The following is a 21,674-nucleotide window of genomic DNA, read 5'->3' as shown; positions in this document are numbered from 1 at the left end:
CAAATTGCATGAAAACCTGGATATTTATCTGTATGTCCATAGCAATGTTGCTATGGTTTTTAAGTACGCTAAGACGTAAACCCAGTCAAAAGAAAGGCTGTATTGACGCCATTATACCTGCGTATAACGAAGGCCCGTGTCTGGCGCAGTCACTGGATAATCTACTGCGTAACCCTTATTTTTGCCGGGTAATTTGCGTTAACGACGGCTCCACGGACAATACCGAAGCGGTCATGGCGGAAGTCAAACGCAAATGGGGCGACCGCTTTGTTGCCGTCACGCAAAAAAATACCGGTAAAGGTGGTGCGCTGATGAATGGCCTCAATTACGCCACCTGCGACCAGGTTTTTTTAAGTGATGCCGACACCTATGTTCCGCCCGATCAAGACGGAATGGGCTATATGCTGGCAGAAATTGAGCGCGGTGCCGATGCCGTAGGCGGCATTCCCTCTACTGCGTTGAAAGGCGCGGGTCTGTTACCGCACATCCGCGCGACCGTAAAGTTGCCGATGATTGTTATGAAGCGCACGCTACAGCAGCTCCTGGGTGGCGCACCGTTTATTATCAGCGGTGCCTGCGGGATGTTCCGTACTGATGTATTGCGTAAGTTCGGTTTCTCGGATCGTACTAAAGTCGAAGACCTTGATCTCACCTGGACATTGGTGGCAAACGGCTACCGTATTCGGCAGGCGAATCGCTGCATCGTATACCCACAGGAATGCAACAGCCCGCGTGAGGAGTGGCGTCGCTGGCGGCGTTGGATTGTGGGATACGCGGTCTGTATGCGCCTGCATAAAAGACTTTTATTTAGCCGCTTCGGTATCTTCAGTATATTTCCTATGCTGTTGGTTGTGCTTTATGGCGTTGGGATTTATCTCACTACCTGGTTTAATGAATTCATCACCACCGGGCCGCATGGAGTGGTGTTGGCAATGTTTCCGCTTATCTGGGTCGGCGTAGTTTGTGTTATTGGTGCTTTTAGCGCCTGGTTTCATCGTTGCTGGTTGTTGGTGCCTTTAGCGCCGCTTTCCGTTGTGTATGTATTATTAGCTTATGCCATCTGGATTATTTATGGACTTATTGCCTTTTTTACTGGACGCGAACCTCAGCGCGACAAACCCACCCGCTATTCCGCACTGGTGGAAGCGTCAACCGCTTATTCCCAACCTTCTGTCACAGGAACTGAAAAACTATCTGAAGCTTAATGTTAAAGAGAAAAATATTCAGATTGCAGACCAGGTAATTATTGATGAAACTGCAGGTGAAGTTGTTATCGGCGCGAATACCCGTATTTGTCATGGTGCCGTTATTCAGGGTCCGGTAGTGATTGGCGCAAACTGCCTGATAGGTAATTGGATTTGCCCCTATATTTCCAGACATCTGTTATCACTTAACCCATTACAAGCCCGCTGCCGCAGATATTCCCGTGGCGAGCGATAACCCAGCGCACTATGCGGATGCCATTCGTTATAATGCTCGAACGCCTCTGCAAGGTTCTTTGCTGCCGTTAACCCGTCTGGTTTGGGCATGATACTGATGTAGTCACGCTTTATCGTTTTCACGAAGCTCTCTGCTATTCCGTTACTCTCCGGACTCCGCACCGCCGTGTTCTTCGGTTCAAGTCCCAACATCCGGGCGAACTGGCGTGTTTCATTAGCCCGGTAGCATGAACCATTATCCGTCAGCCACTCCACTGGAGACGACGGAAGATCGTTGCCGAAGCGGCGTTCCACCGCTCCCAGCATGACGTCCTGTACTGTTTCACTGTTGAAGCCGCCGGTAGTGACCGCCCAGTGCAGTGCCTCACGATCACAGCAGTCCAGCGCGAACGTGACACGCAGTCTCTCTCCGTTATCACAGCAGAACTCGAACCCGTCAGAGCACCATCGCTGATTGCTTTCTTTCACGGCCACTCTGCCTGTATGTGCCCGTTTCGATGGCGGTACAGCAGGTTTTCGCTCAAGCAACAGCGCATTCTGGCGCATGATCCGGTAAACACGTTTGGCATTGATCGCAGGCATACCATCAAGTTCTGCCTGTCTGCGAAGCAGCGCCCATACCCGACGATAACCATACGTTGGCAGCTCTCCGATAACATGGTGTATACGGAGAAGCACATCCGTATCATCAGTGTGACGACTGCGGCGGCCATCCATCCAGTCATCGGTTCGTCTGAGAATGACGTGCAACTGCGCACGCGACACCCGGAGACAACGGCTGACTAAGCTTACTCCCCATCCCCGGGCAATAAGGGCGCGTGCGCTATCCACTTTTTTGCCCGTCCATATTCAACGGCTTCTTTGAGGAGTTCATTTTCCATCGTTTTCTTGCCGAGCAGGCGCTGGAGTTCTTTAATCTGCTTCATGGCGGCAGCAAGTTCAGAGGCAGGAACAACCTGTTCTCCGGCGGCGACAGCAGTAAGACTTCCTTCCTGGTATTGCTTACGCCAGAGAAATAACTGGCTGGCTGCTACACCATGTTGCCGGGCAACGAGGGAGACCGTCATCCCCGGTTCAAAGCTCTGCTGAACAATTGCGATCTTTTCCTGTGTGGTACGCCGTCTGCGTTTCTCCGGCCCTAAGACATCAATCATCTGTTCTCCAATGACTAGTCTAAAAACTAGTATTAAGACTATCACTTATTTAAGTGATATTGGTTGTCTGGAGATTCAGGGGGCCAGTCTAGTAATTATGCGTTTATTCGTCCTGGCACAATAATCAGCAATGGCGTAAAAATTGGTTTTGCCACCGAGATTAAAAATGCGGTTATTGAAGCGGAAGCAACGATTGGTCCGCAATGTTTTATTGCCGACTCGGTAGTTGCAAACCAGGCATATTTAGGCGCACAAGTACGTACCAGTAATCATCGTCTGGATGAACAGCCCGTGTCTGTTCGAACTCCAGAGGGAATTATCGCTACCGGATGCGATAAATTAGGTTGTTATATCGGGCAGCGTTCACGCCTTGGCGTACAAGTTATTATTTTGCCTGGGCGAATTATTTCCCCGAACACGCAACTTGGCCCGCGCGTGATTGTAGAACGTAATTTACCTACCGGAACTTATTCACTCCGACAAGAACTTATCCGTACAGGAGATTAAAATGATAAAACGGACGTTATTAGCGGCGGCCATTTTTAGCGCATTGCCCGCTTATGCCGGGTTAACTTCCATTACCGCGGGCTACGATTTTACCGATTATTCTGGCGATCATGGCAACCGTAATTTAGCGTATGCTGAACTGGTGGCGAAAGTTGAAAACGCAACGCTGCTTTTTAATCTTTCCCAGGGGCGTCGTGATTATGAAACTGAACATTTCAATGCCACTCGCGGTCAGGGTGCGGTCTGGTATAAATGGAATAACTGGCTGACAACCCGAACGGGTATTGCCTTTGCGGATAATACGCCGGTCTTTGCCCGCCAGGATTTTCGTCAGGATATTAACCTGGCCCTGTTACCAAAAACGCTTTTCACGACCGGTTATCGCTACACTAAATATTACGATGATGTCGAAGTCGATGCCTGGCAAGGCGGCGTATCACTCTATACTGGCCCGGTGATCACCAGCTACCGCTATACCCATTATGACTCCAGCGATGCAGGTGGTAGTTATAGCAATATGATTTCCGTGCGTCTGAATGACCCGCGCGGCACTGGTTATACGCAACTATGGCTAAGCCGCGGAACAGGTGCTTACACCTATGACTGGACGCCAGAAACACGCTACGGCAGCATGAAGAGCGTCAGTCTGCAACGTATTCAACCGCTGACTGAGCAACTTAATCTCGGGCTGACGGCAGGTAAAGTGTGGTACGACACCCCAACCGATGATTTTAACGGTCTGCAACTTGCAGCCCGTCTGACCTGGAAATTCTGATTCCTTCTGCCGCCCGCTATCCGGGGCGGCCTTCCCTGCCGATTAGCCCCCCCCCCTTTCCTCTTTGTTTTCCGACCACATTCACCGGATAAATTTTATTCTCCAGTGTTATATACTATAGGGGGGTATGCATTGACATATAGAATACCCCCCTATAGTATATTGCATGCAGATGATGAGGTGCGAAATGCCCAGTACTCCGGAAGAGAAGAAAAAGGTCCTTACTCGAGTTCGTCGTATTCGGGGGCAGATTGATGCTCTGGAACGGTCGCTGGAGGGTGATGCCGAATGCCGTGCCATACTCCAACAGATCGCTGCCGTTCGGGGCGCGGCTAATGGGCTGATGGCAGAAGTGCTTGAAAGCCATATCCGGGAAACGTTTGACCGAAATGACTGCTACAGCCGCGAAGTCAGCCAATCCGTTGACGACACTATTGAACTGGTTCGTGCCTATCTTAAATAGCTGAATCTATTACCATATTGAGGAAGAGCGAGAGATGAAATCACGTGCTGCCGTTGCATTTGCTCCCGGTAAACCGCTGGAAATCGTTGAAATTGACGTTGCACCACCGAAAAAAGGTGAAGTGCTAATTAAAGTCACCCATACCGGCGTTTGCCATACCGACGCATTTACCCTCTCCGGCGATGACCCGGAAGGTGTATTCCCGGTGGTTCTCGGTCACGAAGGGGCCGGCGTTGTGGTTGAAGTCGGTGAAGGCGTAACCAGCGTCAAACCTGGCGACCATGTGATCCCGCTTTACACCGCGGAGTGCGGCGAGTGTGAGTTCTGTCGTTCTGGCAAAACTAACCTCTGTGTTGCGGTTCGCGAAACCCAGGGTAAAGGCCTGATGCCAGACGGCACCACCCGTTTTTCTTACAACGGGCAGCCGCTTTATCACTACATGGGGTGCTCTACATTCAGTGAATACACCGTAGTCGCGGAAGTGTCTCTGGCAAAAATTAATCCAGAAGCAAACCATGAACACGTCTGCCTGCTGGGCTGTGGCGTGACCACCGGTATTGGCGCGGTACACAACACAGCTAAAGTCCAGCCAGGTGATTCTGTTGCCGTGTTTGGTCTTGGCGCGATTGGTCTGGCAGTGGTTCAGGGCGCGCGTCAGGCGAAAGCGGGTCGGATTATCGCTATCGATACCAACCCGAAGAAATTCGATCTGGCGCGTCGCTTCGGTGCTACCGACTGCATTAACCCGAATGACTACGACAAACCGATAAAAGATGTCCTGTTGGATATCAACAAATGGGGTATCGACCATACCTTTGAATGCATCGGTAACGTCAACGTGATGCGTGCGGCGCTGGAAAGTGCGCACCGCGGCTGGGGTCAGTCGGTGATCATCGGGGTCGCGGTTGCCGGTCAGGAAATCTCCACCCGTCCATTCCAGTTGGTCACTGGTCGCGTATGGAAAGGTTCCGCGTTTGGCGGCGTGAAAGGTCGTTCCCAGTTACCGGGCATGGTTGAAGATGCGATGAAAGGTGATATCGATCTGGAACCGTTTGTCACGCATACCATGAGCCTGGATGAAATTAATGACGCCTTCGACCTGATGCATGAAGGCAAATCCATTCGAACCGTAATTCGTTACTGATTTCCCGCAGGTTTACCCCGTCCACTTCAGGCGGGGGTTCTTAATACTCTCCCCGGGCAGCCGTCCGGGGGATTAACCCTGAGATAATGACTGATGGAACTCATTGAAAAACATGTCAGCTTTGGCGGCTGGCAAAATATGTATCGGCATTATTCCCAATCACTGAAATGTGAAATGAATGTCGGCGTCTATCTCCCACCAAAAGCCGCGAATGAAAAATTGCCGGTGCTGTACTGGCTTTCAGGCCTGACCTGCAACGAGCAGAATTTCATTACTAAATCGGGGATGCAGCGTTACGCGGCTGAGCACAACATTATTGTTGTTGCGCCGGACACCAGTCCGCGAGGCAGTCATGTCGCAGATGCTGACCGTTACGATCTCGGGCAAGGTGCCGGGTTTTACCTGAACGCGACGCAAGCGCCGTGGAATGAACATTACAAAATGTATGACTATATCCGCAACGAGCTGCCGGATTTAGTGATGCATCATTTTCCGGCAACGGCCAAAAAGTCTATCTCTGGTCATTCTATGGGCGGGCTGGGCGCGCTGGTGCTGGCGTTACGTAACCCAGATGAATATGTCAGCGTCTCGGCGTTTTCGCCCATTGTCTCCCCATCGCAAGTGCCGTGGGGACAGCAAGCCTTTGCTGCATATCTTGCTGAAAATAAAGATGCCTGGTTGGATTACGACCCGGTGAGTCTTATTTCACAAGGTCAACGCGTTGCGGAAATCATGGTTGATCAGGGGTTGAGTGATGATTTTTACGCAGAACAGCTGCGGACTCCAAATCTTGAAAAGATCTGCCAGGAGATGAATATCAAGACGTTAATCCGTTATCACGAGGGTTATGATCACAGCTATTATTTTGTCTCCAGTTTTATTGGCGAGCATATTGCCTACCACGCCAATAAACTGAATATGCGTTGATAATAGCACGACTGCCGGATGCGGCGTGAACGCCTTATCCGGCCTACACTTCGCCCGTAAGCCGTAGGCCTGATAAGACGCGCAAAGCGTCGCATCAGGCATGGCGCACGACTGCCGGATGCGGCGTGAACGCCTTATCCGGTCTACACTTCGCCCATAAACCGTAGGCCTGATAAGACGCGCATAGCGTCGCATCAGGCATCTGCGCACGACTTATCTATGTTTACCACATCAAATCATCAGGCACTTTGAAGTCGGCATACGGGTCGTCTTCATCCTGCTCTTCGGCGCTGAGCGCGCTGTGCAACACTATACTGCTGGCATCGCGCTGAGCAATTTTATCGGCAACGCTGGCGGGAATAATGGCGTATTCACCTTCGCTATTGTTATCGACCAACAAGCGGGCAATCGCCAGACGACCATTAATCAACTGCGCCTGTGTGAGCTTATCGACAAAAATCTTCTTAATCAGATTGCCGTCAGTGAAGTTAAAACCAATATCGCCATTGGCAATGGTGATTCGGTTCATTTCAATAAGCTGCTTCACCTGAGCTTTATATTCTTTCGCCAACGCCGCTTGTTTTTGCTGTTCGCTAAGCTGTTTATCACGCTCAAGCTGTGCCTTTTTATTTTCTTCTACCGCCGCCCGAGCTTCACGCGCCTGAACGCGCGATTTTTTCGCCGTTCTCTCCACCTTCGCCGCTTTTTTGCTGGTGACTAATCCTGCTTTGAGCAACTGCTCTTGTAAGGTAAGTTTTGCCATCTTTGTTTCCAAACCCGCTGAATAATTTTTAGCGAGTATACCTGTAAACGCCGTAGGTGTATTGGGGTGAAGTCCCTTTCGCCCCTGCCTAATAAGGCACGTCAGGCATCGGCGCACGGCTGTATTCGTGATCTCCGGCTCATCAAAATAAACACCGCCAACCCAGCAACAAGAATACCCGGTGCAGAAGCGGCCATTACGCCGACCGTGCCAGTGCCTAATGCCAGCATTTTCCCGGCCAGTAACGGACCGCTCATAGCCCCCAGACGCCCTACCGCCACGGCTGTTCCCACACCTGTTGCGCGGATCTGCGAACTGTAAAACAACGGTGCCAGGGCATACAAAACGCTTTGCCCACCTGTCGCAAACAACCCCGCGACAAATCCCGCCAGCAACATACCGTTAAATGACGACACCGTTCCAAGCGCCAGCAGCGAAGCTAACATGCCGCTATAAATCAGTAGCGACATGGTTACTGGACGCAGCTTATCCATCAATGCGCCCAACATTAACGTCCCGCTTGCCGCCCCCATTTGCAGGGCAAACATCACCCCTGCCGCCTGCGATGGCTGGAATCCTTGCTCCACCAAAAGTAGCGGTAGCCAGTTGATCAACATGTAGACCACCAGCAGAGTGAAGAAATAACACAACCACAGCAGCAGCGTCGCGGTTGCCGTTTCTGGCGCAAATAAGGCACGCAGTGGTGGCGCAGACTGTTTTTCGCCAGCGAAAACCGCCGACTCCGGCAGCCAGCGCATTAATAGCGGCACCAGAATCAACGGCACCACACCACCTACCCAAAACACCGTTTGCCATGCTAAGTTTGCCCCCGCGAAACCCAGTGTCGCCGCCAGCGCCGCGCCAATGGGAACACCGCAATACATCAGGCTCACTGCCGTCCCACGAAAACGTGGACCCGCGGCTTCAGACGTCAGGGCGATAAGATTCGGCAACGCCGCCCCCAGCCCGACACCGGTCATCAGCCGCGCAAAGACCAGTGAGGGGAAATCCCAGGCAATCGCCGTTGCCAGTGAGAACAAACCAAACAGCGCAACTGAGCCAATCAAAATGCGCTTGCGACCATAACGGTCCGCCAGCATTCCGCCAACCAACGCGCCGGGTAGCAAACCGAGTATTCCGGCGCTAAATATCCAGCCCATTTGCATTTTATCGAGTGCGAAAGCCTGGGCGATGCCACCCGCCGCAATGCCAGCCGCCTGAAGATCCAGCCCTTCCATCAGAGCGACCAAAAAACAAAGCCCGATGGTCAGCATCAGGCGGGATGAAGATGATGAAGGGGTACGAGTCGACATAAGATGAACCTCGTTGCGAGTGCAGGTGAATCGCGACTGATACATTGCCAGCCGCGTAATCAGAACTATTTAATGACTGCCTACGGGCGAAATGTAGGCCGGACAAGACGTTTATCGCATCCGGCAGTCGTGTGCAGATGCCTGATGCGACGCTAACGCGTCTTATCAGGCCTACAAATTCCCGCGCCATCCGTAGGCCGGATAAGGCGTTTACGCCGCATCCGGCAGTCGTGCGCAGATGCCTGATGCGACGCTAACGCGTCTTATCAGGCCTACAAATTCTCGCGCCACCCGTAGGCCGGATAAGGCGTTCACGCCGCATCCGGCAGTCGTGCGCAGATGCCTGATGCGACGCTAACGCGTCTTATCAGGCCTACAAATTCCCGCGCCATCCGTAGGCCGGATAAGGCGTTCACGCCGCATCCGGCAGTCGTGCGCAGATGCCTGATGCGACGCTAACGCGTCTTATCAGACCTACAAATTCTCACGCCATCCGTAGGCCGGATAAGGCGTTCACGCCGCATCCGGCAGTCGTGCTGGGATGGGCATACAAAATGCACGTTCTCGGCAGTCATCATTATTTGTTGTTGCGCAGATCCAGCGCCACGTCAACGATCATATCCTCCTGGCCGCCAACCATCCGGCGTTTGCCCAGCTCAACGAGAATATCCACCGCACTTAAGCCATAACGCGCCGCCGCCGTTTCACAGTGACGCAGGAAGCTCGAGTAAACACCAGCGTATCCCAGCGCCAGCGTTTCGCGATCGACTCGTACCGGTCGATCCTGCAACGGACGCACCAGGTCGTCGGCGGCATCCATTAACGCATAGAGATCGGTCCCATGCTGCCAGCCCAGTTTATCCGCGGCGGCAATAAACACTTCCAGCGGTGCGTTACCTGCGCCCGCGCCCATTCCCGCGAGGCTGGCGTCGATTCGGTCGCAGCCCTCTTCCACCGCCGCGATAGAGTTCGCCACGCCAAGACTCAGGTTATGGTGAGCGTGCATGCCAGTTTGCGTTTCTGGTTTCAGCTCTGCTTTCAGGGCGCGGAAACGGTCACGGATATCGCTCATGTTCATCGCACCGCCAGAATCCACCACATAAATACAGGTCGCACCGTAGCCTTCCATCAGCTTTGCCTGCTTGGCGAGATTCTCCGGCGTGGTCATATGGCTCATCATCAGAAAACCAACGGTGTCCATTCCGAGCTCGCGGGCATACTGAATATGCTGGGCGGAAACATCAGCTTCGGTACAGTGCGTTGCCACACGAACCACCCGCGCGCCAGCCTGCCAGGCATTTTTCAGATCGTGAATAGTGCCGATTCCTGGCAGCAACAACGTCGCGATTTTGGCGTGCTTCACCACATCCGCCGCCGCTTCAATCCATTCAAGGTCGCTATGTGCGCCGAAACCATAGTTAAAGCTGGAACCTTGCAAACCGTCGCCGTGGGCCACTTCAATCGAATCCACGCGGGCATCGTCCAGTGCTTTGGCAATCTGGCGAACGTTTTCCAGCGAATACTGATGACGAATGGCGTGCATACCGTCACGCAATGTGACGTCCGAGATATAAAGTTTTTTACCGTTCATGCCGCTTCTCCTGCCTTGCGCGCCAGTGACTGGGCCATTTTTTCCGCTGTCGCCAGCGCACTGGAAGTCATAATGTCGAGGTTGCCCGCATAGGCAGGCAGATAATGCGCTGCGCCTTCGACTTCCAGCCAGACCGCTGTTTTCAGTCCGGAGAATTGCCCCACGCCCGGTAAATTGACCGGTTTATCCTGCGGGATAACTTCAAACTGCACGCGCTGTTTCAGGCGATAACCCGGTACGTAAGCCTGCACCGCCTCAGCCATTTCATTGATTGAGGCTTCGATATCATCTTGTGAAGCTTCGTCGCTCAATACATACACCGTGTCACGCATCATCAACGGTGGCTCTGCTGGGTTAAGCACAATAATCGCCTTCCCTTTTGCCGCGCCGCCCACCACTTCAATGGCTCGGGAAGTGGTTTCCGTAAATTCATCGATATTGGCACGCGTGCCAGGTCCGGCAGATTTACTGGCGATAGAAGCGATAATTTCGGCGTAATGAACACGCGCCACGCGTGAAACTGCCGCCACCATTGGAATGGTGGCCTGGCCGCCGCAGGTGACCATGTTGACGTTCAGTTGATCGACGTTCGCCTCGAGGTTAACCACCGGCACGCAGTAAGGGCCGATGGCAGCAGGCGTCAGGTCAATTAAGCGAATATCCGGTTTCGCTTCGCGTAAAGCGGCATCGTTTTTCACATGAGCACCGGCGCTGGTCGCATCAAATACAATGTCGATATCAGCAAATTCAGGCATGTTCATCAGTCCGATCACCCCTTCATGGGTGGTGGCGACGCCCATACGTCTGGCGCGCGCCAGACCGTCGGACTGAGGATCAATGCCAACCATCACCGCCATCTCCAGATGCTGACCGTGACGCAAAATTTTAATCATCAGATCGGTACCAATGTTGCCAGAACCGATAATGGCGACTTTACGCTTACTCATGACAGACTTCCTTTTGGGGCTGCGCTTGAAAATGTCGCAGCAACTGAACCTATGCCTTCAATATGGGCTTCAAAACGATCGCCCGCATTCACCGCCACCATCGGACCTAATGCCCCGGTAAGAATGATATCTCCGGTGCGCAGCGGTTCACCCAGACTGGCCATTTTGCGTGCCAGCCAGACGGCCGCATTAAGCGGATGTCCCAGGCATTCGCTGCCGCGCCCGCTAGAAACCTCTTCGTTATTACGCGTCATCTTCATGGCGCAGTTTTTCAGGTCTAACCCCGCCGGACGTTGCGCCGGACCGCCGATGACATACACCCCACAGGAGGCGTTATCTGCCACGGTATCGACAAACTGAATCGACCAGTCGCGAATGCGGCTCCCCACCACTTCCAGCGCCGGAAGTACCCATTCAATGGCGTTATACAATTCGTCGAAGGTGATATCGGTTGCGGGCAAATCGCGGTTCAACACCAGTGCGATCTCCGCTTCAATGCGGGGTTGCAGAACACGGGAAAAAGGAATGATTTCGTTATCGCCATAACACATGTCGGCAAATAACGTCCCAAAATCCGGTTGATCAACGCCCAGTTGTTGTTGCACTTTCGGATGTGTCAGGCCCACTTTACGCCCTACCACGCGACGCCCCTGCGCAACGTCATGTTGCACATTTATGTGCTGAATGGCGTAAGCCGCTTCAGCGTTATCGATACCAATCAGATCGCGCAGCGGTGCAATCGCTTCGCCCTGCTCTGCGGCGCGGCGTAAATCCGCCGCCAGTTGCTCAAGAGTATGCTTCGTCATGACCATTCCTTAAGGGCGTGCGAGGAAATTCAGCACCAGTTGATTGAAAGCGTCGGCATGTTCCCACTGCGCCCAGTGACCACAGTCGCGGAAGATATGCAGTTCAGAACCGGCAATGCCGGACAGCAGACGCAGACCCGCATCCATCGGCACAAAGCGGTCGTTGCGCCCCCAGACAATCAGGGTTTGCGCTTTGATTTCCGCCAGACGTGGGCCAAAATCCGGGAACTGTTTCGGATTAGCTTCCAGGCTCTTAACGAAGTTTTCCAGGTGATCGCGGCGCGACAGCATATTATTCAGGCGCGCTTCAAACAGGGCGTCGGTCAAATCGCTGGTATCAAAAACGAAGATATCCATCATCAGCTTCAGGTTTTCGATAGTCGGCTGACGATAAAGCTGATTCAGTCGCTTAATACCTTCGGTTGGCATCGGCGTAAACAAACTCATGCCGCCCGTACCGCCGCCCATCAGCACCAGTTTGCCGACGCGCTCCGGCCATTTAAGGGTGAACGCCACAGAACTATGGCCCCCCATCGAGTTGCCCAGCAGGTGGATTTTGGCGATATCCAGTTGATCCACCACGCTTTTCAGGATTCGTGCATTAAGATCCGATCGCGAACCACTATTAACGACCGAATCGCTCTTGCCCCAACCCGGACAATCCAGCAGGATCACCCGATAGCCCGCCTCTACCAGCGGATCGATATTGCGGCTGAAGTTCGCCCAGCCAGTAGCACCCGGGCCGGAACCATGCAGCAGGACAACGGTTTCGTCGCCTTGTCCGCAGTCATTAAAATGGATGCGCAGCGTTTTACCCGCTTCTTCTACATTCAGAAAACGGCTGGTGGCGGCTTCGGTTTGTGGCTGATAACTCATCATCTTCTCCTGCATATTCAGTTCTCTGTTCTGGCGCTTAACGAGCCAAATCCGGCAATCCACTCCGGGATTGGGCGGTAATAACGCCCTTCGCTACGCCAGTTGCCAAACGCAGAAATAGCGGCAAAAGCGGCGACCCAGGTTTTGATTTCATGTGTCGACTTTCCGGCAATGGCGGAAAGCTCTTCGTTACTGACGGCATCCAGTTCCTGTATGCGTCCCTGCTCCAGCAAAGTCATGAACTGGTTATCCCAAATCGGGTTGAGCGGATGCAGCGTTCTCTGATCCTCAACAAACTTCTCAGCGGCGCTAATCACCCGTTGCTGACGCAATTCGCGCTCACTGGCGGGTAAATCTTTCCCGCTCCCCAACAGACGGTCGCGCATATGGGCATCGGCTTTCGCCAGTTCGGGCACCGGCGGCTGATGGGAAAGCCCACCGGAACCCAGGAACAGCACGCGTTTATTGAGAGTGCTGGTGAAACGTCCAATGGCTTCACCCAACATGCGGGTACGCTGGAAACCGGGCAGCGGCGTGGCGACACCGTTGATGAACACAGGCAGAACTGGCACCTTATCCAGCCCACCGAGCAGGAACTCCAGCGGCTGGGCGAACCCGTGGTCCACCTGCATACAGTAAGAAACGGCAAGATCGATCCCGCTCTTCATGACGGCATGCGCACAGGCCTCCGCCAGCTCCACAGGCACGGGCAGCTCTCCTGCCGCACTGCCGAAATCACCAATTGCCGTCGCTCCAACGCCTAAACAGAACGGTGGCATCACGTCATAGAAAAAGCCGTTGTAGTGATCTGGCGCAAACAGCACCACCAGTTCAGGGGAGAATGCCGCAATACGCTCGCGGGCGCTGGCAATCACGCCATTGACCTCATCGAGCACCTCTTGCGCCGGGTCGACATACCCCACCAGCGGCGAGTGGGAAAGACAGTGAAGATAAGCGTGCATATCAGGCTACCTTTTCGACAGAAACGTCGGCATCAGGGCGGGTCAGCGTCATCACCGACGCCAGTTTATTCAGGGTCTTGCCCAGGGTTTGCGGAATGGCGGTGGCGGCAACAAAGCGATCCGGGCGCATCACCACCAGCGAAGCATTGTGTTGCGCGAACCAGCTACGCAGGCGACCTTGCGTATCGCCCACGCGTAGTACGCCGTCGTGGTTATCCTGTGCGGTATGAATTTGCACTTCCGGCACCACCTGAATGAAGCGTGTGCCCAACGCGCGCCACTGCTGGATTTGCTCGTCGCTCATCCCCCACAGTGGATTGCATCCCCAGCCAATTACCGCGAAGTTCGCGCCGATCGCGTTATCGAGCAGCGTCACGTCGCCGTTTTCCAGCGTGACTTTCGGCTGAATAAACATCTTGCCGACCGGAGAGTGCTTCGCTTCGCCCTCACGCATCAGCGCACCGCCGTAATATTGCGGCATCGGCTTGAAGCGCATTTCGAGGAAGTAGCGTTTTACTGGCGGCAGATAATTCAACAGCCAGGAAACGCCGTCACGTAACGTACCCTGCCAGCGTTTCGGCGGAGCCAGCACGTTGCCCGCCGTCACGGACAGGTCAATCATCGCTTTGGCGTGATCGCGACGTTCTTGTTGATAGGTATCGAGCAGCGCATCGCGGGCTTTCCCCTGGATAACCAACGCCAGTTTCCATGCGAGGTTAAAGGCGTCGCGCATACCACTGTTATAGCCCTGCCCCTGCCATACCGGCATGATGTGCGCGGCATCGCCCGCCAGCAGTACGCGATCAATACGGAAACGTTGCGCCAGTCGCGCGTTGTGGGTGTAGACACGCTGGCGAATCAATTCAACATTGTCCGGATTAGGCAGCACTTTGCTTAACAGCTTGCGCATATTTTGCGGCTCACGCAGCTGCTCTTCGGTTTCTCCCGGCATCACCATAAATTCAAAGCGACGTACCGCATGAGGCAGCGCGGCAGAAACATACGGGCGCACCGGATCGCAACACAAATAGATATGCGGCGTACTTAACGGATCGTTGGCGATATCTACCACAATCCACTGATTTGGCGCAGTTTTACCTTCAAACGGCACATTCAGAGTGCGACGGACAAAACTTGCTCCACCGTCACAGGCTACCAGCCACTGGGCTTTGACTATTTCCCGCTGCCCTTCTGCCGTTTTCAGGTGCAAGGTCACTTCGTCATCTTGCTGACTGAAGGCCTCCAGCTCGCGGGAAAACAAGCAGCGCACATTCGGAAAACGCGACACCCCTTCCAGCATCACCGCATCGACCTGCGGCTGAATAAAGGCGTTACGGCGCGGCCAGCCAAATTCATCGGTCATTGGCTGAATATCAGCAAAACAGCGGCCTTTCGGGGTGAGAAAACGCATCGCGTGCCACGGCGTAGTGTGCGGCAGAACATCATCGACCAGGCCGACCGACTGCATGGTGCGCAGCGCCTCGTCATCAATACCAATCGCACGCGGGTAGTCGATCAACTTATCGAGTTTCTCCACCACCAGCACGTCAATGCCCATCTGGCCGAGATAGTTCGCCATCATCAGCCCAACCGGGCCGGCACCAGCGATCGCCACCTGAACGCTATGGTTAACAGCAGGCTGGATGTCAGGGTGTTGTATTGCCATTTCAGTACCTCACGACTCGGACAAAATGTCGTTGCGCGCACAGTACAGCGCAACTTATTTTGTTAAAAACATGTAAATGATTTTTTATTGTGCGCTCAGTATAGGAAGGGTGTTTTCGGCTACAATCAAAACATGCCCGAATGTGCACCAGGTGCACCACGTTGTTTTAACTATAGAAATGTCAATTAATATGCAGAACAATGAGCAGACGGAATACAAAACCGTGCGCGGCTTAACCCGCGGTCTAATGTTATTAAATATGTTAAATAAACTTGATGGCGGTGCCAGCGTCGGGCTGCTGGCGGAACTCAGCGGCCTGCATCGCACCACTGTGCGGCGACTGCTGGAGACGCTGCAGGAAGAGGGATATGTCCGCCGTAGCCCCTCCGATGATAGTTTTCGACTGACCATCAAAGTGCGGCAATTAAGCGAAGGATTTCGTGACGAACAGTGGATTTCTGCACTGGCGGCCCCACTGCTGGGCGATCTGTTGCGCGAAGTGGTATGGCCGACAGATGTGTCCACGCTGGATGTTGATGCAATGGTGGTACGCGAAACCACTCACCGTTTCAGCCGCTTATCCTTTCACCGGGCAATGGTCGGGCGACGTTTGCCGCTTCTGAAAACCGCCTCGGGCCTGACCTGGCTGGCCTTTTGCCCGGAACAAGACCGCAAGGAATTAATCGAAATGTTAGCCTCCCGCCCCGGTGATGACTATCAACTGGCACGGGAACCGTTAAAGCTGGAAGCCATTCTGGCGCGCGCGCGCAAAGAGGGTTACGGACAGAACTACCGCGGCTGGGATCAGGAGGAGAAGATCGCCTCTATCGCCGTACCGCTGCGCAGTGAACAACGGGTGATTGGCTGTCTGAATCTGGTGTATATGGCGAGCGCAATGACCATTGAACAGGCAGCGGAAAAGCATCTTCCGGCGCTACAACGGGTAGCAAAACAGATCGAAGAAGGGGTTGAATCGCAGGCTATTCTGGTGGCCGGAAGGCGAAGCGGCATGCATTTACGTTGACACCATCGAATGGTGCAAAACCTTTCGCGGTATGGCATGATAGCGCCCGGAAGAGAGTCAATTCAGGGTGGTGAATGTGAAACCAGTAACGTTATACGATGTCGCAGAGTATGCCGGTGTCTCTTATCAGACCGTTTCCCGCGTGGTGAACCAGGCCAGCCACGTTTCTGCGAAAACGCGGGAAAAAGTGGAAGCGGCGATGGCGGAGCTGAATTACATTCCCAACCGCGTGGCACAACAACTGGCGGGCAAACAGTCGTTGCTGATTGGCGTTGCCACCTCCAGTCTGGCCCTGCACGCGCCGTCGCAAATTGTCGCGGCGATTAAATCTCGCGCCGATCAACTGGGTGCCAGCGTGGTGGTGTCGATGGTAGAACGAAGCGGCGTCGAAGCCTGTAAAGCGGCGGTGCACAATCTTCTCGCGCAACGCGTCAGTGGGCTGATCATTAACTATCCGCTGGATGACCAGGATGCCATTGCTGTGGAAGCTGCCTGCACTAATGTTCCGGCGTTATTTCTTGATGTCTCTGACCAGACACCCATCAACAGTATTATTTTCTCCCATGAAGACGGTACGCGACTGGGCGTGGAGCATCTGGTCGCATTGGGTCACCAGCAAATCGCGCTGTTAGCGGGCCCATTAAGTTCTGTCTCGGCGCGTCTGCGTCTGGCTGGCTGGCATAAATATCTCACTCGCAATCAAATTCAGCCGATAGCGGAACGGGAAGGCGACTGGAGTGCCATGTCCGGTTTTCAACAAACCATGCAAATGCTGAATGAGGGCATCGTTCCCACTGCGATGCTGGTTGCCAACGATCAGATGGCGCTGGGCGCAATGCGCGCCATTACCGAGTCCGGGCTGCGCGTTGGTGCGGATATCTCGGTAGTGGGATACGACGATACCGAAGACAGCTCATGTTATATCCCGCCGTTAACCACCATCAAACAGGATTTTCGCCTGCTGGGGCAAACCAGCGTGGACCGCTTGCTGCAACTCTCTCAGGGCCAGGCGGTGAAGGGCAATCAGCTGTTGCCCGTCTCACTGGTGAAAAGAAAAACCACCCTGGCGCCCAATACGCAAACCGCCTCTCCCCGCGCGTTGGCCGATTCATTAATGCAGCTGGCACGACAGGTTTCCCGACTGGAAAGCGGGCAGTGAGCGCAACGCAATTAATGTGAGTTAGCTCACTCATTAGGCACCCCAGGCTTTACACTTTATGCTTCCGGCTCGTATGTTGTGTGGAATTGTGAGCGGATAACAATTTCACACAGGAAACAGCTATGACCATGATTACGGATTCACTGGCCGTCGTGGCCCGCACCGATCGCCCTTCCCAACAGTTGCGCAGCCTGAATGGCGAATGGCGCTTTGCCTGGTTTCCGGCACCAGAAGCGGTGCCGGAAAGCTGGCTGGAGTGCGATCTTCCTGAGGCCGATACTGTCGTCGTCCCCTCAAACTGGCAGATGCACGGTTACGATGCGCCCATCTACACCAACGTGACCTATCCCATTACGGTCAATCCGCCGTTTGTTCCCACGGAGAATCCGACGGGTTGTTACTCGCTCACATTTAATGTTGATGAAAGCTGGCTACAGGAAGGCCAGACGCGAATTATTTTTGATGGCGTTAACTCGGCGTTTCATCTGTGGTGCAACGGGCGCTGGGTCGGTTACGGCCAGGACAGTCGTTTGCCGTCTGAATTTGACCTGAGCGCATTTTTACGCGCCGGAGAAAACCGCCTCGCGGTGATGGTGCTGCGCTGGAGTGACGGCAGTTATCTGGAAGATCAGGATATGTGGCGGATGAGCGGCATTTTCCGTGACGTCTCGTTGCTGCATAAACCGACTACACAAATCAGCGATTTCCATGTTGCCACTCGCTTTAATGATGATTTCAGCCGCGCTGTACTGGAGGCTGAAGTTCAGATGTGCGGCGAGTTGCGTGACTACCTACGGGTAACAGTTTCTTTATGGCAGGGTGAAACGCAGGTCGCCAGCGGCACCGCGCCTTTCGGCGGTGAAATTATCGATGAGCGTGGTGGTTATGCCGATCGCGTCACACTACGTCTGAACGTCGAAAACCCGAAACTGTGGAGCGCCGAAATCCCGAATCTCTATCGTGCGGTGGTTGAACTGCACACCGCCGACGGCACGCTGATTGAAGCAGAAGCCTGCGATGTCGGTTTCCGCGAGGTGCGGATTGAAAATGGTCTGCTGCTGCTGAACGGCAAGCCGTTGCTGATTCGAGGCGTTAACCGTCACGAGCATCATCCTCTGCATGGTCAGGTCATGGATGAGCAGACGATGGTGCAGGATATCCTGCTGATGAAGCAGAACAACTTTAACGCCGTGCGCTGTTCGCATTATCCGAACCATCCGCTGTGGTACACGCTGTGCGACCGCTACGGCCTGTATGTGGTGGATGAAGCCAATATTGAAACCCACGGCATGGTGCCAATGAATCGTCTGACCGATGATCCGCGCTGGCTACCGGCGATGAGCGAACGCGTAACGCGAATGGTGCAGCGCGATCGTAATCACCCGAGTGTGATCATCTGGTCGCTGGGGAATGAATCAGGCCACGGCGCTAATCACGACGCGCTGTATCGCTGGATCAAATCTGTCGATCCTTCCCGCCCGGTGCAGTATGAAGGCGGCGGAGCCGACACCACGGCCACCGATATTATTTGCCCGATGTACGCGCGCGTGGATGAAGACCAGCCCTTCCCGGCTGTGCCGAAATGGTCCATCAAAAAATGGCTTTCGCTACCTGGAGAGACGCGCCCGCTGATCCTTTGCGAATACGCCCACGCGATGGGTAACAGTCTTGGCGGTTTCGCTAAATACTGGCAGGCGTTTCGTCAGTATCCCCGTTTACAGGGCGGCTTCGTCTGGGACTGGGTGGATCAGTCGCTGATTAAATATGATGAAAACGGCAACCCGTGGTCGGCTTACGGCGGTGATTTTGGCGATACGCCGAACGATCGCCAGTTCTGTATGAACGGTCTGGTCTTTGCCGACCGCACGCCGCATCCAGCGCTGACGGAAGCAAAACACCAGCAGCAGTTTTTCCAGTTCCGTTTATCCGGGCAAACCATCGAAGTGACCAGCGAATACCTGTTCCGTCATAGCGATAACGAGCTCCTGCACTGGATGGTGGCGCTGGATGGTAAGCCGCTGGCAAGCGGTGAAGTGCCTCTGGATGTCGCTCCACAAGGTAAACAGTTGATTGAACTGCCTGAACTACCGCAGCCGGAGAGCGCCGGGCAACTCTGGCTCACAGTACGCGTAGTGCAACCGAACGCGACCGCATGGTCAGAAGCCGGGCACATCAGCGCCTGGCAGCAGTGGCGTCTGGCGGAAAACCTCAGTGTGACGCTCCCCGCCGCGTCCCACGCCATCCCGCATCTGACCACCAGCGAAATGGATTTTTGCATCGAGCTGGGTAATAAGCGTTGGCAATTTAACCGCCAGTCAGGCTTTCTTTCACAGATGTGGATTGGCGATAAAAAACAACTGCTGACGCCGCTGCGCGATCAGTTCACCCGTGCACCGCTGGATAACGACATTGGCGTAAGTGAAGCGACCCGCATTGACCCTAACGCCTGGGTCGAACGCTGGAAGGCGGCGGGCCATTACCAGGCCGAAGCAGCGTTGTTGCAGTGCACGGCAGATACACTTGCTGATGCGGTGCTGATTACGACCGCTCACGCGTGGCAGCATCAGGGGAAAACCTTATTTATCAGCCGGAAAACCTACCGGATTGATGGTAGTGGTCAAATGGCGATTACCGTTGATGTTGAAGTGGCGAGCGATACACCGCATCCGGCGCGGATTGGCCTGAACTGCCAGCTGGCGCAGGTAGCAGAGCGGGTAAACTGGCTCGGATTAGGGCCGCAAGAAAACTATCCCGACCGCCTTACTGCCGCCTGTTTTGACCGCTGGGATCTGCCATTGTCAGACATGTATACCCCGTACGTCTTCCCGAGCGAAAACGGTCTGCGCTGCGGGACGCGCGAATTGAATTATGGCCCACACCAGTGGCGCGGCGACTTCCAGTTCAACATCAGCCGCTACAGTCAACAGCAACTGATGGAAACCAGCCATCGCCATCTGCTGCACGCGGAAGAAGGCACATGGCTGAATATCGACGGTTTCCATATGGGGATTGGTGGCGACGACTCCTGGAGCCCGTCAGTATCGGCGGAATTCCAGCTGAGCGCCGGTCGCTACCATTACCAGTTGGTCTGGTGTCAAAAATAATAATAACCGGGCAGGCCATGTCTGCCCGTATTTCGCGTAAGGAAATCCATTATGTACTATTTAAAAAACACAAACTTTTGGATGTTCGGTTTATTCTTTTTCTTTTACTTTTTTATCATGGGAGCCTACTTCCCGTTTTTCCCGATTTGGCTACATGACATCAACCATATCAGCAAAAGTGATACGGGTATTATTTTTGCCGCTATTTCTCTGTTCTCGCTATTATTCCAACCGCTGTTTGGTCTGCTTTCTGACAAACTCGGGCTGCGCAAATACCTGCTGTGGATTATTACCGGCATGTTAGTGATGTTTGCGCCGTTCTTTATTTTTATCTTCGGGCCACTGTTACAATACAACATTTTAGTAGGATCGATTGTTGGTGGTATTTATCTAGGCTTTTGTTTTAACGCCGGTGCGCCAGCAGTAGAGGCATTTATTGAGAAAGTCAGCCGTCGCAGTAATTTCGAATTTGGTCGCGCGCGGATGTTTGGCTGTGTTGGCTGGGCGCTGTGTGCCTCGATTGTCGGCATCATGTTCACCATCAATAATCAGTTTGTTTTCTGGCTGGGCTCTGGCTGTGCACTCATCCTCGCCGTTTTACTCTTTTTCGCCAAAACGGATGCGCCCTCTTCTGCCACGGTTGCCAATGCGGTAGGTGCCAACCATTCGGCATTTAGCCTTAAGCTGGCACTGGAACTGTTCAGACAGCCAAAACTGTGGTTTTTGTCACTGTATGTTATTGGCGTTTCCTGCACCTACGATGTTTTTGACCAACAGTTTGCTAATTTCTTTACTTCGTTCTTTGCTACCGGTGAACAGGGTACGCGGGTATTTGGCTACGTAACGACAATGGGCGAATTACTTAACGCCTCGATTATGTTCTTTGCGCCACTGATCATTAATCGCATCGGTGGGAAAAACGCCCTGCTGCTGGCTGGCACTATTATGTCTGTACGTATTATTGGCTCATCGTTCGCCACCTCAGCGCTGGAAGTGGTTATTCTGAAAACGCTGCATATGTTTGAAGGGTGATGCTGCCAACTTACTGATTTAG

18 protein-coding genes and 3 pseudogenes are annotated in these 21,674 nt (G+C 53.7%); 11 read left to right on the top strand and 10 right to left on the bottom strand.

All coding sequences use genetic code 11. From position 1 onward, the window contains the following. Positions 1-8 precede the first annotated feature (8 nt). Positions 9-1,205 (top strand): glycosyltransferase family 2 protein, encoded by a 1,197-nt coding sequence (locus KXD89_RS17275; RefSeq protein WP_000860444.1) that lies wholly within the window; start codon positions 9-11, stop codon positions 1,203-1,205. Beyond that, positions 1,093-1,356 (top strand): annotated as a pseudogene (locus KXD89_RS17270) (acetyltransferase); the annotation flags it as partial. The gene KXD89_RS17275 and the pseudogene KXD89_RS17270, both read left to right, overlap by 113 nt. Before the next feature lie 8 nt (positions 1,357-1,364). Here KXD89_RS17270 and KXD89_RS17265 read toward each other — a convergent pair. Then, positions 1,365-2,593, bottom strand: a protein-coding gene (locus KXD89_RS17265; protein WP_088895425.1) for an IS3-like element IS2 family transposase whose coding sequence is annotated in 2 segments (ribosomal slippage) — positions 1,365-2,278 and positions 2,278-2,593 — 1,230 coding nt in all. Because the reading frame shifts where the segments join, the coding sequence is not laid out codon by codon here. Positions 2,594-2,656: 63 nt separating this feature from the next. Between KXD89_RS17265 and KXD89_RS17260 the strand changes: the two genes are divergently transcribed. The 5 genes from KXD89_RS17260 to fghA all read left to right on the top strand — a co-directional run bounded on the left by KXD89_RS17260 (position 2,657) and on the right by fghA (position 6,409). Further along, the gene (locus KXD89_RS17260; RefSeq protein WP_000012218.1) at positions 2,657-3,100 is read left to right on the top strand and encodes a transferase; all 444 of its coding nucleotides are present in this window, start codon (positions 2,657-2,659) and stop codon (positions 3,098-3,100) included. A gap of 1 nt (position 3,101) precedes the next feature. Beyond that, a complete protein-coding gene (locus tag KXD89_RS17255; protein WP_000596084.1) occupies positions 3,102-3,875 on the top strand; it encodes a YaiO family outer membrane beta-barrel protein in 774 nt (257 codons plus the stop codon). Positions 3,876-4,062: 187 nt separating this feature from the next. Then, complete coding sequence (gene frmR / locus KXD89_RS17250) at positions 4,063-4,338, top strand: formaldehyde-responsive transcriptional repressor FrmR (protein ID WP_001141271.1); 276 nt, start codon at positions 4,063-4,065, stop codon at positions 4,336-4,338. Positions 4,339-4,372: 34 nt separating this feature from the next. Beyond that, positions 4,373-5,482 carry an S-(hydroxymethyl)glutathione dehydrogenase gene (frmA, locus tag KXD89_RS17245; protein ID WP_000842106.1) on the top strand — a complete coding sequence of 370 codons (1,110 nt, stop codon included), beginning with the start codon at positions 4,373-4,375 and terminating at the stop codon, positions 5,480-5,482. 93 nt (positions 5,483-5,575) lie between these two features. After that, positions 5,576-6,409 (top strand): S-formylglutathione hydrolase, encoded by an 834-nt coding sequence (gene fghA, locus KXD89_RS17240; RefSeq protein WP_000419081.1) that lies wholly within the window; start codon positions 5,576-5,578, stop codon positions 6,407-6,409. A 223-nt stretch (positions 6,410-6,632) separates the two neighbouring features. Here fghA and KXD89_RS17235 read toward each other — a convergent pair whose 3' ends face one another. The 9 genes and pseudogenes from KXD89_RS17235 to KXD89_RS17200 all read right to left on the bottom strand — a co-directional run bounded on the left by KXD89_RS17235 (position 6,633) and on the right by KXD89_RS17200 (position 15,333). Further along, positions 6,633-7,172, bottom strand: a complete 540-nt coding sequence (locus KXD89_RS17235; RefSeq protein ID WP_001096705.1) for a DUF2058 domain-containing protein — start codon at positions 7,170-7,172, stop codon at positions 6,633-6,635. Positions 7,173-7,273: 101 nt separating this feature from the next. Beyond that, on the bottom strand, positions 7,274-8,485 hold the full coding sequence (locus tag KXD89_RS17230) for a 3-(3-hydroxy-phenyl)propionate transporter (RefSeq protein WP_000107627.1): 1,212 nt from the start codon (positions 8,483-8,485) through the stop codon (positions 7,274-7,276). Between the two features lie 178 nt (positions 8,486-8,663). Further along, a pseudogene (locus KXD89_RS22600) lies at positions 8,664-8,957 on the bottom strand (hypothetical protein); the annotation flags it as partial. A gap of 105 nt (positions 8,958-9,062) precedes the next feature. Further along, on the bottom strand, positions 9,063-10,076 hold the full coding sequence (mhpE, locus tag KXD89_RS17225) for a 4-hydroxy-2-oxovalerate aldolase (protein ID WP_001013499.1): 1,014 nt from the start codon (positions 10,074-10,076) through the stop codon (positions 9,063-9,065). After that, positions 10,073-11,023: an acetaldehyde dehydrogenase gene (mhpF, locus tag KXD89_RS17220; RefSeq protein ID WP_000044314.1), complete on the bottom strand. Its 951-nt coding sequence runs from the start codon at positions 11,021-11,023 to the stop codon at positions 10,073-10,075. Before mhpF ends, mhpE begins: the two co-directional genes overlap by 4 nt. After that, on the bottom strand, positions 11,020-11,829 hold the full coding sequence (mhpD, locus tag KXD89_RS17215) for a 2-keto-4-pentenoate hydratase (protein WP_000160710.1): 810 nt from the start codon (positions 11,827-11,829) through the stop codon (positions 11,020-11,022). Before mhpD ends, mhpF begins: the two co-directional genes overlap by 4 nt. 9 nt (positions 11,830-11,838) lie before the next feature. Next, positions 11,839-12,705, bottom strand: coding sequence for a 2-hydroxy-6-oxonona-2,4-dienedioate hydrolase (mhpC, locus tag KXD89_RS17210; protein WP_000121907.1), 867 nt, complete (start codon positions 12,703-12,705; stop codon positions 11,839-11,841). A 17-nt stretch (positions 12,706-12,722) separates the two neighbouring features. Continuing rightward, the gene (gene mhpB, locus KXD89_RS17205; RefSeq protein WP_000543457.1) at positions 12,723-13,667 is read right to left on the bottom strand and encodes a 2,3-dihydroxyphenylpropionate/2,3-dihydroxicinnamic acid 1,2-dioxygenase; all 945 of its coding nucleotides are present in this window, start codon (positions 13,665-13,667) and stop codon (positions 12,723-12,725) included. A 1-nt stretch (position 13,668) separates the two neighbouring features. Then, entirely contained in the window at positions 13,669-15,333 is a 1,665-nt protein-coding gene (locus KXD89_RS17200) for a bifunctional 3-(3-hydroxy-phenyl)propionate/3-hydroxycinnamic acid hydroxylase (protein WP_001007407.1), read from the bottom strand. A gap of 190 nt (positions 15,334-15,523) precedes the next feature. Here KXD89_RS17200 and KXD89_RS17195 point away from each other — a divergent pair, with 190 nt between their 5' ends. The 4 genes and pseudogenes from KXD89_RS17195 to lacY form a co-directional block, all read left to right on the top strand. Continuing rightward, positions 15,524-16,357, top strand: a complete 834-nt coding sequence (locus KXD89_RS17195; RefSeq protein ID WP_001301325.1) for a DNA-binding transcriptional regulator — start codon at positions 15,524-15,526, stop codon at positions 16,355-16,357. Between the two features lie 76 nt (positions 16,358-16,433). Next, the gene (gene lacI, locus KXD89_RS17190; protein WP_000805902.1) at positions 16,434-17,516 is read left to right on the top strand and encodes a DNA-binding transcriptional repressor LacI; all 1,083 of its coding nucleotides are present in this window, start codon (positions 16,434-16,436) and stop codon (positions 17,514-17,516) included. Positions 17,517-17,638: 122 nt separating this feature from the next. Next, positions 17,639-20,620, top strand: a complete 2,982-nt coding sequence (gene lacZ / locus KXD89_RS17185) for a beta-galactosidase (RefSeq protein WP_000177853.1) — start codon at positions 17,639-17,641, stop codon at positions 20,618-20,620. A 51-nt stretch (positions 20,621-20,671) separates the two neighbouring features. After that, positions 20,672-21,646: pseudogene (gene lacY, locus KXD89_RS17180) on the top strand (lactose permease); the annotation flags it as partial. Positions 21,647-21,674 lie beyond the last annotated feature (28 nt).

The organism is Escherichia sp. TC-EC600-tetX4 (assembly GCF_019356055.1).
GTDB lineage: Bacteria > Pseudomonadota > Gammaproteobacteria > Enterobacterales > Enterobacteriaceae.
Note: the sequence above shows the minus strand (reverse complement) of the source record. Positions and strands in the feature narration are given on the sequence as shown.